Here is an 11,836-nt window from a genome sequence, read left to right as displayed (position 1 = left end):
CGCCCAAGGGCATGTCCCCGGCTGGGACTACTGCGCCGTCCAGCCGCCGTCGACGCTGAAGGACGCGCCGTTGGCCGAGGCGCCGGCGTCGGACACCAGGTACAGCAGGATGCCGTTCAGCTGGTCGAAGGTGACGAATTGCTTGGTCGGCTGGGCGGCCAGGATCACGTCCTTCATCACCGCTTCTTCCGAGATCCCCCGGGCCTTGGCCTGGTCGACGATCTGGGCCTCGACCAGCGGGGTCTTCACGAAGCCCGGGCAGATGGCGTTGCAGGTGACGCCGAAGGTGGCCAGCTCCAGGGCGGCGGTCTTGGTCAGGCCCAGGATGCCGTGCTTGGCGGCGACATAGGCGGCCTTGAACGGCGAGGCGACCAGGCCGTGGGCCGAGGCGATGTTGACGATCCGCCCGCGCCCCTGCTCCTTCATGATCGGGATCGCGGCCCGCGTGGCGTGGAAGGCCGACGACAGGTTGATGGCGATGATCAGGTCCCACTGGTCGATCGGGAAGTCCTCGATCGGGGCCACGTGCTGGACGCCGGCGTTGTTGACCAGGATGTCCAGTTCGCCGAACTCGGCCTTGGCGGCCTTGACCATGTCGGCGATCTGGTCGGGCTTGGTCATGTCGGCGCCGTGGTACAGCACCTCGACCCCGTGCTTCTCGGCCAGCTCGGCGCGGGTCTTCTCGATGGCCGTCATCTCGCCCAGGCCGTTCAGGACGATGTTGACGCCCTGCGCCGCCAGGGCGTCGGCCAGGGCGCGACCGATGCCGCTGGTCGAGCCGGTCACGATGGCGACCTGCCCCTGCAAACCGAAATCCACGGCCATCGCGAGCTCCCTGACAATCCTGCCAAATTTGCTGCAACGCAGCATATAGCTCGCTGTTGCGATGAGCGAGCCCTTATAAATTCATCGGTAGATGAATTCAGGGCTGGAGGCGAGCGAAAACCCAGTCGGCCGGCGTGGAGAGGTCGGCGCGGAACCTGTAGCCGTCCAGGTCGAAGGCCTTGAGGTCGGCGGCCTTGTCGATGCGGTTGTCGATGGCGAAGCGGGCCATGCGGCCGCGGGCCTTCTTGGCGAAGAAACCCAGGACCCGCAGCGTGTTGCCCTTCTCTTCCTTGAAGTGGCAGGTCACGGTCGGCAGCTTCAGGGCCTTGGCGTCGACGGCGCCGAAATATTCCTGGCTGGCCAGGTTCACCAGGGTCGGGTCGGCGTGGCCCTCGGCGGCGGCGTTCAGGGTCTTGGAGATCGTCTCGCCCCAGAAGTCGTAGAGGTTGGAGCCCTTCTTGGTCTTCAGGCGCGTGCCCATCTCCAGGCGGTAGGCCTGCAGGGCGTCCAGCGGCCGCAGCACGCCGTACAGGCCCGACAGGATGCGCAGGTGGTCCTGGGCCCAGTCCAGGGCCGGGCGGTCGAGCTCCCGCGCGTTGAGGCCGGCGTAGACGTCGCCGTTGAAGGCGATGACGGCCTGGAGGCCTTCCTCGACAGCGGCGTCGAAATGCTGGAAGCGCTCGCGGTTCAGCTCGGCCAGCTTCTCGGAGATGTGCATCAGCCGGCGCAGGTCGGCGACCGTCAGCTTGCGCGTCACCTTGGCCAGCTCGGCGATCTGGGGCTTCAGCTCGGGCGTGGTGAGCGGCAGCACCTTGTCGGGGGCGGTGAAGTCCAGCGACTTGGCGGGAGAAATGACCATCAGCATGGCGGTGCAGATAGGCCGAACGGCCCCGGAACGCCAGTGTGGAGCGGACGCTTAAGGAACCTCGCTCATCGACTTTCCAACATGGAAAGTTTTGACTTGACGATCTGGAAAGTCACAGGCAACTTTCCATCATGGAAAGTGAGATCACCCTTATGACACTCCAAAAAGACGACGCGGCCCGCATGATGGCCGAGGTCCAGGCCGCCAACGCCGAACTGGCCCGCAGGGCCGTGGCGCCGGGCTGGTACCACTGGACGCTGGGCCTGCTGCTGGGCGGCGTGGTCGCCGTCCAGGGCGCGCCGCTGATCGCGGTCTACGGCTACTACCTGGTCTTCGGCCTGGGCTGCTGGCTGCTGATGCGCGCCTATCGCCGCCACACGGGCCTGTGGATAAACGGCTATCGCGCCGGCCGCACCCGCTGGGTGGCCGTGGGCCTGGCCGTGACCTTCGCGGCGATCATGCTGGCCAGCGTCTACCTGCAGCGCGAGCACGGCGTGGCCTGGGCCGGCTGGGCGGGCGGCGCGCTGGTGGCGGTCGTGGCGACGATCGGCGGCTATCTCTGGGAAGCGGCCTTCCGCCGCGACCTGCGCGACGGCGGTTCGCTTTGAGCCCCGCCCTCGACCCGGTGATCCACGCCCCCAACCGCCTGCAGATGTGCTGCATGCTGGCGGCGGCCGACACCATCGACTTCGCCACGATCCGCGAAGCCCTGGACGTCAGCGAGTCGGTGCTGAGCAAGCACATCAAGACCCTGGAGGAGGCCGCCTATGTCTCGGTGCGCAAGACGCCCCTGGACGGCCGCGTCCGCACCTGGATCAGCCTGACCGCCGCCGGACGCAAGGCGTTGAAGGGCCATCTGGCGGCCCTGAAGGCGATGATGGCCGGGGTGGACGGGCTCTAGCCGAGACTGGACTTTCGAGGCGCGCTCGACGAGGTTGCGCGCCTCGTTTTCCGGTGGAACCGCATGTCGCCCCAAACCCTCGGCCTCCTGGCCGCCCTGATCTCGCCGCTGGTGATGTTCGTGGGCCTGTTCCTGGTGCTGCGCACCCCGGGCCTGAAGTGGCGCATCGCCTGGGCGGTGCTGTGCTTCATCGGGGTCGGCGCCTTCTGGATGCGGGCCTCGGACGGCGTCTGGGGCTTCGTGCCGGCGGCGATCAACATCCTGGGCACCGGCCAGCAGGCCGGCTTCTACAAGGCCTCGTTCCCCGTGGGCGCCCTGGTCTCGATGTTCATCTGCGTCAGCGTGCGACGGGCCCGGCTCCAGGCCGCCCAGCGCCGCGAGGATGAGGCCCGGACCGAAGCCTAGAACAGCACCCGCGGGTTCATGATCCGCTTAGGGTCCAGCGCGTTGCGGACGGCGCGCAGGGCCTCGATCTCGACCGGGCTCTTGTAACGCAGGGCCTCGACCGACTTCATCGCCCCCAGGCCGTGCTCGGCGCTGATCGAGCCGTTCATGCTCGCGACGATGTCGTGGACCACCCGAGCGCCTTCGTCGCGCAGGGCGTCGTGCGGATCGTCGGCCGCCCCGTCGGCCCGCAACACGTCGTAGTGCACGTTGCCGTCGCCGACATGGCCGAACGCCACCACCCGCACGCCGGGCGACAACGCCTCGACCGCCGCCGTGGCCTGGTCGATGAAGTCGGCCACCTTGGAGACCGGCACCGAGACGTCGTGCTTCCAGGCCGCGCCCTCGGGCTTCTGGCCGCCGGACTGGTTCTCGCGCACCGCCCAGAAGGCGTGGGCCTGGGTTTCGGTCTGGGCGATCGCGGCGTCCTGGATCAGGCCGGTCTCCAGCGCCCCGGCCAGCAGCCGCTCCATGGCCGCCTCGGCCGCGCCGGGCTCGCCCGAGGCGGTCTCGATCAGCACGTACCAGGGGTGCGCGGCCTCCAGGGGCTCGCGCAGGCCCGGTATGTTCTTAAGCGCGAAAGCGACACCCAAGCGGCCCATCAGCTCGAAGGCCTCGACGGCGCCGCCGGTCTCGTCCTTGGCCTTGGCCAGCAGGGCGATGGCGTCGTGCGGCGTGGCCACGGCGGCGATCGCCACGCACCGCGAAGCCAGCAGCGGATAGAGCTTGAGGCTGGCGGCGGTGATGATCCCCAGCGTGCCCTCGGCCCCGATCAGCAGGTGCTTGAGGTCATAACCGGTGTTGTCCTTGCGCAGGCGCTTCAGGCCGTTCCAGACCTCGCCGTTGGGCAGCACCGCCTCGATGCCCAGGATCTGCTCGCGCATCACGCCGTAGCGCAGCACCGCCGTGCCGCCSGCGTTGGTCGAGGCCAGGCCGCCAATGGTGCACGAGCCCTCCGAGGCCAGGCTCAGCGGGAAGCGGCGGTTGACCGACAGGGCGACCTCGTGGGCCTTGGCCAGGGTGACCCCGGCCTCCAGCACCATCACGTCGTCGAAGGCGTCGACGTCGCGGACGGCGGTCAGCTTCTCGGTCGAGAGCAGGACCTCGCCCTGCGGGATCTGGCCGGCGACCAGGCCGGTGTTGCCGCCCTGCGGGGTGATCGCCACGCCCTCGGCGGCGCAAATCCCGACCACCGCCGACACCTGTTCCACCGTGCGCGGCAGGGCCAGCAGCGGCGTCTGGCCGGACCAGCGGCCGCGCCACTCGTTCAGCTTGGGCGCCAGCCGGTCGGGGTCCTGGCTCCACCCGCCCTCGCCGAGCACGGCCTTGAGGCGGGAAACGACGTCGGCGGGAACGGGCTTGGTCATGGCCCGGAGGATACGCTTCCGAGCGGCCGGGGCATAGTATATACTCGGTATATACCGGAGGCCGTCATGGGCATCTTCATCAAGAACCCCGAGACCGAAAAGGCCGTGCGCGAGATCGCAGCGCGGCGGGGTCAGACGATCACGGGTGTGATCGACGCTCTGGCGCGCGAAGCGCTGGAGCGAGAAGCGCCTGCGCCGCCACCTCGGACCTTGGAGAGCATGCGCGCGGCGACAGCGGAGTTTCGGCGCAAGGCCGGTCTCGACAAGATCAAGCTCAACGTCACCAAGGCTGACTTTGACGCGCTCTGGGAAATCCCGGGCGTTACGGACGTGGATGACGCTCAGTGATCGTGGTCGACGCTTCGGCGTTGGTCGCCATCGGTGACGAAGAACCCGAAGCTGACCGCTTCCTTGAAGTTCTGGAACGCACCGCATCCTGTATCTCGGCGGTGAACTACGTCGAAACCGGGTTGATCCTGATCGGGCGGGGACGTGTCGCGACCCAGGACGATCTGGACACCTGGCTGGAACGACTGGGCGTGAAGGTCACGCCGGACGAGAACCTCTCCACTGTCGCGCTTGGAGCCTACCTCGTCTATGGCCGGCGCTATCACCCCGCGAAGCTCAACCTCGCCGACTGCTTCGCCTACGCCCTGGCCAAGCAACTGGACGCGCCGCTGCTCTACAAGGGCGACGACTTTCCGCTGACCGACGTCAGGTCGGCGCTGGACGTCTAGCCCGCCGCCGGATCGGGCACGCCGCGAACGTCGCGCCAGTATTCCTCGCGGACGTCCTCGTCGATCGTCGGCGGCTCGCCCGCGCCCTTGTAGAGGCGGTCGTCGCCGCCCTTGCGGGCCTTGGCGATCCAGAAGGGCTGACCGGTTTCGCTGTCGCTGAAATTGGCCTTCAGGCCCGAATTGCGCAGCGCCTGGAACGTACGGCCCGCGTAGTACAGCGTCTCGCCGGTCTTGGAGACCCTGACGCGCCCGATCCGCGCCGGACCGTTGAGGCCCTTGGACTTGTCTTCCAGGTACATGATGCGGAATTTCATCCGCCCTTATCCCACGAACCCGGCCGCCCGTCTCAGGCGGTCGTTGATGGCCTCGCCCAGGCCTTCGTCGGGGATCGGCGCGACGGCGATGCCGGCGGGTTTCATGCGGTCGGCGGCGCGGAGGAAGGCGAACAGGTTCGCCGCCGCCTCGGCCAGGTCGCCCGACGGACTGAGGTTGAACACCCCCTCCCCGTCCGGCCATGCCCCGAACGCCAGGAACGCCTCGCCCTGGGCCGGCGCCGTCGCCTCGATCCGCACCGGGGCGTCGGGGGCGTAGTGCAGGGCCAGGCGGCCGGGCGAGCGCTTGGCGTCGTTGTCGGCCTCGGCCAGCGGGCCAACCACCGCCTCGAGCTGGGCGCGGGTCACCGCGCCGGGGCGCAGCAGACGGACGGGGCCGTCCAGCACGGCGACGACCGTCGACTCCAGCCCCACCTGGCAGGGGCCGCCGTCCAGGGCGGCGGCGGTCTTGTCGCCGGTCTCGGCGAAGGCGTCTTCGAAGGTGGTGGGGCTGGGCCGGCCCGAGCGGTTGGCCGAGGGCGCCACCACGGGCCCGCCGAAGGCTTCCAGCACGGCGCGCGACAGCGGATGGCCGGGCACCCGGATGGCCACGGTGTCGAGCCCCGCGCGGGCCAGGTCGCAGACGGCGGCCGTGTCGCGCACCGGAGCGACGATGGTCAGGGGGCCGGGCCAGAAGGCGGCGGCGAGGGCCCGAGCGCGGTCGTCGAAGGCGGCGATGCGGGCGGCGGTCTCGACGTCGTGGACGTGGGCGATCAGCGGGTTGAAACGCGGCCGGCCCTTGGCCTCGAAGATCGCGGCCACGGCCGTGGGATTGGAGGCGTCGGCGCCCAGGCCGTAGACGGTCTCGGTGGGCAGCAGCACGAGCCCCCCGTCGCGGAGGGCCCGCGCGGCGGCTGCTACTTCTTCTTGGCCGTGATGGCGAAGCTGACCTTCACCTTGCCGCCGATCTGATCCGTAGACGCCCATTCGCCCTGTCCAACCCCGAACGCCGTCCGGTCCAGGGTGGTTACACCGCGCGCCGTGGCCGTGTCGCCGTCGATCTTCAGGGTGAAGGGCAGGCTGACCGGCTTCTTGACACCGCGCAGGTCCAGGGTCCCGTCGGCGACGAACTTGCCCTCGCCCGTCTTGCGGAACTTGCCGGCCGTGAAGGTCGCCTTCGGATGGGTCGCGGCGGCGAAGAAGTCGTCGCTGGGCAGGCTCTGGTCGCGCTGGTCGTCGCCGGTGGCGGCCGAGGTCATGTCGATGCTGACCGTCAGCTTCGAGCGGTCCAGGGCTTCCGGCGAGAACAGGATGTCGGCGGTCCAGCGCTTGAACTGGCCCTCGATGGCGTCGCCGGCCCAGGTGGCCGAGAACGACAGGGTCGAGCCCTTGGCCACGGTCCAGGCGACCGGATCCTTCAGGGCGGTGTCGGGCGCGGCCGGGGCGGCCGCTTCCGGCGAGGCCGGAGCGGGCGCGGCGGCGGAGGCTTCCGGGGCCGGGGCCGCGGCCGGCGCTTCCGCCGCAGGGGCGGCCGGAGCGGCGTGCTTGACCGCCGGCTTGTAGGCGTAGCCTGCCGCGACCACGGCKATCAGCCCGAGCGCCGCCAACCAGGCCCGCGGCTCCAGCCAGCCCGGACGGGCGCCCGGCGCCATGTGGCCCAGCACCTCGTCGCGGTCGAGGATCTGGTGCTTGGCCACCGCGCCCAGGTGCAGGGCCAGCAGGCCGTAGGTCAACTTGACCAGCAGGCCGTGGCCGACCTCGCCGGCCTCGTGCCAGGCGTGCTTGGGACCGGCGGCCAGCTCGGGCAGGCCCGGGATGTGCGGCCAGGGGATGGTCCCGTAGAGCAGGGTCGGGATGTTCAGCTTGCTGGCCGACACCATGATCCAGCCGGTGATCGGCAGGCCGATCATGATCACGTAGAACGCCACATGAACGACCTGCGAGGCGATCGTCTCCCAGCGCGGCTGGTTCACCGGATGCGGCGGCGGCTTGTGGAACAGCCGCCAGGCCAGGCGCGCCAGGCTGAGCAGCAGGATGGTGATGCCGATCGACTTGTGCAGCTGGAAGATGGCGTAGGTGGCCGGCCCCTTGGGCTCGTCGCCCATCCGCCAGCCCAGGATGATCTGGAAGATGATGGCGGCGGCGATCAGCCAGTGCAGGAGGATCGCAACGCTGGTGTAGCGGGAGCGAGGAGGACGACCCGCCGCCGAGGCGGTCTCGATAGGCGCTTCGGCGGTCATGGTCGTCCTCGTCTCAAGCTTCTAAGTCCGGGTCCGGATCAGGGCCCGGACCCATGTCGTTTCCAAGGCCAAGCTCACGCCCGGCCTCGCGCCTTACTTCTTCGGATTGAACTCGATCTCGATCAGCAGGTCGACGTCGTCGCTGACCATCGGCACCAGGTGGGTGAAGCCGAAGTCCGAGCGCTTGATCTTGCCGGTGGCCGAGAAGCCCATGATCTGCGAGCCGAACGGGGTCTTGGCGTAGCCGTCATAGACCACGTCCAGGGTCACCGGCTTGGTCACGCCCCGGAAGGTCAGGTCGCCGGTCAGCTTGCCCGGTTCGACCTTGGTCGAGACGAAGGTGATCTTGGGGTACTGGGCCGCGTTGAAGAACTTCGGGTCCGTGCCGATCTCCTTGTTGAAGTCCGGCAGGCCGGTGTCGACGGCGGCGGCGTCGATGGTCACCGAGACCTTGGTGTCCAGCGGCTTGGCCGGATTGTAGTCGTAGGACGCGTCCACCGCGCCTTGGCCGAAGCGGAAGGTGTACTTCGAGGCGCCGAAGTGGCGGACCTTCATGGTCACGCTGGTGTGGCGCTTGTCGACCGTCCAGGTCCCGGCCGGGGCCTGGGCCGGGTCGGTGACGGCGGTCTGGGCCGAGGCGACGGCCGGAATAACGGCGAGCGGCGCGGCCAGAAGGGCGCCGGCCAGAAGGGCTGAGGCGAAGCGGCGGTTCATGGGGACAGTCTCCAAACTGTAATTGCAGCAGTTGCTGAACCCCCAACTTAGGAAGCTTGACCCGAGGATGAAGGGACCGCGCTTCACGAAGCCGTGATCGGTTCGCCTTTGCACCGCGCGCCCCAGCATCTAAACGAAGTTCACCTGAGTTTCCGCCCGATCGGACCTGTCCCATGACCTACCGCGCGCCCGTCCGCGACCTCGCCTTCGCCCTCAAGCACGTGGCCGGTTTCGACCGCCTGGCCGCCGCCTTCCCGGAGGCCGACGCCGACACGGTGGAGGCCGTGCTGGAGGCGGCCGGCGTGTTCGCCAGCGAGGTGCTGGCCCCGCTGAACCGGGCCGGCGACCTGGTCGGGGCCAAGCTGGAGAACGGCGTGGTGCGCAGCGCCCCCGGCTTCGCCGACGCCTATCGCCGCTTCGCCCAGGACGGCTGGACGGGTCTGGCGGCCGCGCCCGAGCACGGCGGCCAGGGCCTGCCCAAGACCCTGGAGGTGGCGGTGCTGGAGATGGTCCAGGCGGCCAACATGGCGTTCGGCCTGTGCCCGATGCTGAGCCTGGGCGCCATCGAGGCCCTGGCCCATCACGGCTCCGACCGCCAGAAGGCCCTCTACCTGCCCAAGCTGGTCTCCGGCGAATGGACCGGGACCATGAACCTCACCGAGCCCCAGGCCGGCTCGGACCTGGCCGCCCTGACCACCATGGCCACCCCGGACGGCAACGGCGGCTACACCCTGTCGGGCCAGAAGATCTTCATCACCTGGGGCGACCACGACGCCGCCGACAACATCCTGCACCTGGTGCTGGCCCGCACGCCCGACGCCCCTCCGGGCGTGAAGGGCATCTCGCTGTTCCTGGCCCCCAAGGTGATGGTCGCCGAGGACGGGGCCCTGGGCGCGCACAACGACCTGCGGGTCGGCGGGCTGGAGCACAAGCTGGGCATCCACGGCTCGCCCACCTGCGTGATGCTGTACGAGGGCGCCAAGGCCGAGCTGGTCGGCCAGCTGGGTGCGGGCCTGGCCCACATGTTCACGATGATGAACGCCGCTCGCCTGCAGGTCGGCGCGCAGGGCACCGCCATCGCCGAGCGGGCCTATCAGCAGGCCCTGGACTTCTCGCTGGAGCGCACCCAGGGCCGCTCGGCCTGGACCGGGGCCTATCCCTCGCGGCTCTATGACCATCCCGACATCCGCAAGACCCTGGTGCTGATGAAGGCCAAGATCGAGGCGGCGCGCGGCATCTGCCTGTCGACCGCCGTGGCCGCCGACCTGGCCGCCCATTCCGCCGACGAGGCCGAGCGGACGACCGCCAAGCTGCGCGAGGAACTGCTGACCCCGATCGCCAAGGCCTGGTCCACCGACGTCGGCGTCGAGGTGGCCTCGCAGGGCGTGCAGGTGCACGGCGGCATGGGCTTCATCGAGGAGACCGGCGCGGCCCAGCACTATCGCGACGCCCGCATCGCCCCGATCTACGAGGGCGCCAACGGCATCCAGGCCATCGACCTGATCGGCCGCAAGCTGGGTCTCGGCGAAGGCCAGGCGATCGCCGACCTGATGGACGACATGCGCGACACCCAGGAGGCCCTCGAGGCGACCGGCGGCGACCTGGGCGGCTTCGCCCTGCGCTTCAAGGCGGCCCTGGACGCGGTGGGCTCGGCCACCGTCTGGCTGGTCGAACGCCGGGCCAAGGCCATGCCCGACGCCCTGTCGGGCGCCACCGCCTATCTGAAGCTGCTGGGCGACACAGTCGGCGGCTGGATGCTGGCCAAGGGGGCGCTGGCCGAGCCGCAAGGCCTGCGGCTGACCCTGGCCCGGGTCTATGGCGAGAACGTGCTGGCCGGCGTGCCGGGGCAGGCCGCGGCGGTGACGGGCGGCGGGGCGGATCTCGAGAGCGTCACGCCGGAGATGCTGGGCGCACACTGACTTGCCCCCACCTGGCGGCTTCGCCGTCTGTCCGCCCCCATAGGGGGCGGAGGACGGAAGCTCGGCGCCCTCTTCCCCCTCTGGGGGAAGACGACCGCGAAGCGGTCCGTAGGGGGCAAGTGTTCGCCGCAAAGAAAAAGGGCGGCTCCGCGAGGAGCCGCCCTTCTCATTTCAAGGCCCGAAAGCCCTACAGCTGGCCCAGCAGGTAGTCCGCCGACGAGACCTTGAATTCGCCGGCCTCTTCCACGTTCAGGCTCTGGACCACGCCGTCCTTGGCGATCAGCGAATAGCGCTGCGAGCGCAGGCCCATGCCGAACTTGCTGCCGTCAAAGTCCAGGCCGATGGCCTTGGTGAACTCGCCGTTGCCGTCGGCCAGCAGCAGCACCTCGTCGGTGATGCCCTGGTCGGCGCCCCAGGCCTTCATCACGAACAGGTCGTTGACCGAGACGCAGGCGATCGTGTCGACGCCCTTCGCCTTCAGCTCGGCCGCGTGCTCCTTGAAGCCCGGCAGGTGCTTGGCCGAGCAGGTCGGGGTGAAGGCGCCCGGCACCGCGAACAGGGCCACCGTCTTGCCCTTGAACAGGTCGTCGGTCGTGACCGGAGCCGGGCCCTCGGCCGTGCTGGTCATGAAAGTCGCCGAAGGAAGCTTGTCGCCAACCTTGATCGTCATGTGCGGTGTCCCTGAGTGTCTTGGGTGTTCGTTGAAAGCGCGCAACCGAGATAAAGGCGCCGAGACCGATCGCCAAGGGCAGGTTGGACTTGAAACCGACGCGTTCCGAACCGATCCTCTGATCATGGACACGTCTCGCGAGGCTCACCCAGGCAAGGACAAATCGGGGAACGGCGCCGGCTTCCTGGCCGGCCAGATGCTGGTGGCCATGCCCGGCATCGAGGATCCGCGTTTCGAGCGCGCCGTGCTCTATGTCTGCGCCCATGACGCCGAGCAGGCCATGGGCCTGGCGGTCAACCGCCCGGTCGAGGGCCTGACCCTGTTCGAGCTGCTCAACAATCTGGGGGTCGCCCCCGAGATCGAGACCGGCGGGGACCTGGTGATGCTGGGCGGCCCGGTCGAGCGCGAGCGCGGCTTCGTGCTGCACACCGACGACTACGTCTCGCCCGACTCCACCGTGCCGGTGGCCGACGGCCTGGCCCTGACCGTGACCCGCGACGCCCTGGACGCCCTGGGCAGCAAGGTCCGCCGCCCGCGCCACGCCATACTGGCCCTGGGCTATTCGGGCTGGGGTCCCGGCCAGTTGGAGCAGGAACTGCGGGATAACGTCTGGCTGATCTGCGACGCCGACGAAGCGCTACTCTTCGGTGACGACTACGACAACAAATGGACCATGGCCCTGGCCAAGATCGGAATCACCGCTGATCACCTGTCCTCCCAAGCGGGTAGAGCTTGAGTACTTCGTCAAGACGACGACGGGCCAAAAACCAGTAATTCACCTTATTATACTGACCAGCGGGAGCGGGTATACTCCGCCATAGTCACGCTGTTGCTTTTCAAGCC

The 11,836-nt window shown here is 69.1% G+C and carries 15 protein-coding genes; 7 read left to right on the top strand and 8 right to left on the bottom strand.

Translation table 11 applies throughout. The features are described 5' to 3' along the window. Positions 1-27: 27 nt before the first annotated feature. On the bottom strand, positions 28-825 hold the full coding sequence (locus tag AC1U89_RS21330) for a 3-hydroxybutyrate dehydrogenase (protein WP_479901641.1): 798 nt from the start codon (positions 823-825) through the stop codon (positions 28-30). A 97-nt stretch (positions 826-922) separates the two neighbouring features. Beyond that, on the bottom strand, positions 923-1,690 hold the full coding sequence (gene yaaA / locus AC1U89_RS21325) for a peroxide stress protein YaaA (RefSeq protein ID WP_479901640.1): 768 nt from the start codon (positions 1,688-1,690) through the stop codon (positions 923-925). A gap of 152 nt (positions 1,691-1,842) precedes the next feature. Between yaaA and AC1U89_RS21320 the strand changes: the two genes are divergently transcribed. The 3 genes from AC1U89_RS21320 (at position 1,843) to AC1U89_RS21310 (ending at position 2,996) form a co-directional block, all read left to right on the top strand. Beyond that, complete coding sequence (locus tag AC1U89_RS21320; RefSeq protein WP_479901639.1) at positions 1,843-2,298, top strand: hypothetical protein; 456 nt, start codon at positions 1,843-1,845, stop codon at positions 2,296-2,298. Further along, positions 2,295-2,591, top strand: coding sequence for a transcriptional regulator (locus AC1U89_RS21315; RefSeq protein WP_479901638.1), 297 nt, complete (start codon positions 2,295-2,297; stop codon positions 2,589-2,591). Before AC1U89_RS21320 ends, AC1U89_RS21315 begins: the two co-directional genes overlap by 4 nt. Before the next feature lie 63 nt (positions 2,592-2,654). Next, positions 2,655-2,996: a hypothetical protein gene (locus AC1U89_RS21310; RefSeq protein WP_479901637.1), complete on the top strand. Its 342-nt coding sequence runs from the start codon at positions 2,655-2,657 to the stop codon at positions 2,994-2,996. On the opposite strand, the gene AC1U89_RS21305 is transcribed toward AC1U89_RS21310, so the two are convergent. Continuing rightward, on the bottom strand, positions 2,993-4,402 hold the full coding sequence (locus AC1U89_RS21305) for an FAD-binding oxidoreductase (RefSeq protein WP_479901636.1): 1,410 nt from the start codon (positions 4,400-4,402) through the stop codon (positions 2,993-2,995). The genes AC1U89_RS21310 and AC1U89_RS21305 overlap by 4 nt on opposite strands. 66 nt (positions 4,403-4,468) lie before the next feature. Between AC1U89_RS21305 and AC1U89_RS21300 the strand changes: the two genes are divergently transcribed. Together AC1U89_RS21300 and AC1U89_RS21295 are read left to right on the top strand one after the other, a co-directional pair. Further along, positions 4,469-4,750, top strand: a complete 282-nt coding sequence (locus AC1U89_RS21300; RefSeq protein WP_479901635.1) for a type II toxin-antitoxin system VapB family antitoxin — start codon at positions 4,469-4,471, stop codon at positions 4,748-4,750. Continuing rightward, entirely contained in the window at positions 4,747-5,139 is a 393-nt protein-coding gene (locus AC1U89_RS21295) for a type II toxin-antitoxin system VapC family toxin (protein WP_479901634.1), read from the top strand. Before AC1U89_RS21300 ends, AC1U89_RS21295 begins: the two co-directional genes overlap by 4 nt. Here the strand turns inward: AC1U89_RS21295 and AC1U89_RS21290 are convergent. The 4 genes from AC1U89_RS21290 to AC1U89_RS21275 all read right to left on the bottom strand — a co-directional run bounded on the left by AC1U89_RS21290 (position 5,136) and on the right by AC1U89_RS21275 (position 8,404). Next, a complete protein-coding gene (locus AC1U89_RS21290; protein ID WP_479901633.1) occupies positions 5,136-5,453 on the bottom strand; it encodes a 1-deoxy-D-xylulose-5-phosphate synthase in 318 nt (105 codons plus the stop codon). The genes AC1U89_RS21295 and AC1U89_RS21290 overlap by 4 nt on opposite strands. Before the next feature lie 6 nt (positions 5,454-5,459). Further along, the gene (locus AC1U89_RS21285) at positions 5,460-6,437 is read right to left on the bottom strand and encodes an L-threonylcarbamoyladenylate synthase (RefSeq protein WP_479901632.1); all 978 of its coding nucleotides are present in this window, start codon (positions 6,435-6,437) and stop codon (positions 5,460-5,462) included. Then, positions 6,368-7,690 (bottom strand): YceI family protein, encoded by a 1,323-nt coding sequence (locus AC1U89_RS21280; RefSeq protein WP_479901631.1) that lies wholly within the window; start codon positions 7,688-7,690, stop codon positions 6,368-6,370. Before AC1U89_RS21280 ends, AC1U89_RS21285 begins: the two co-directional genes overlap by 70 nt. 93 nt (positions 7,691-7,783) lie before the next feature. Beyond that, complete coding sequence (locus AC1U89_RS21275) at positions 7,784-8,404, bottom strand: YceI family protein (RefSeq protein WP_479901630.1); 621 nt, start codon at positions 8,402-8,404, stop codon at positions 7,784-7,786. A 173-nt stretch (positions 8,405-8,577) separates the two neighbouring features. On the opposite strand from AC1U89_RS21275, the gene AC1U89_RS21270 reads away from it, so the two are divergent. Further along, the gene (locus AC1U89_RS21270) at positions 8,578-10,323 is read left to right on the top strand and encodes an acyl-CoA dehydrogenase (RefSeq protein ID WP_479901629.1); all 1,746 of its coding nucleotides are present in this window, start codon (positions 8,578-8,580) and stop codon (positions 10,321-10,323) included. A 187-nt stretch (positions 10,324-10,510) separates the two neighbouring features. On the opposite strand, the gene AC1U89_RS21265 is transcribed toward AC1U89_RS21270, so the two are convergent. After that, positions 10,511-10,993 carry a redoxin family protein gene (locus tag AC1U89_RS21265; RefSeq protein WP_479901628.1) on the bottom strand — a complete coding sequence of 161 codons (483 nt, stop codon included), beginning with the start codon at positions 10,991-10,993 and terminating at the stop codon, positions 10,511-10,513. A 124-nt stretch (positions 10,994-11,117) separates the two neighbouring features. Between AC1U89_RS21265 and AC1U89_RS21260 the strand changes: the two genes are divergently transcribed. After that, positions 11,118-11,729, top strand: coding sequence for a YqgE/AlgH family protein (locus AC1U89_RS21260; RefSeq protein WP_051695222.1), 612 nt, complete (start codon positions 11,118-11,120; stop codon positions 11,727-11,729). The last annotated feature ends 107 nt before the right edge of the window (positions 11,730-11,836 follow it).

The organism is Caulobacter sp. 05T431, assembly GCF_056665975.1.
The sequence above is the reverse complement of the archived record's forward strand: the minus strand, read 5'-3'. Positions and strand labels throughout refer to the sequence as shown.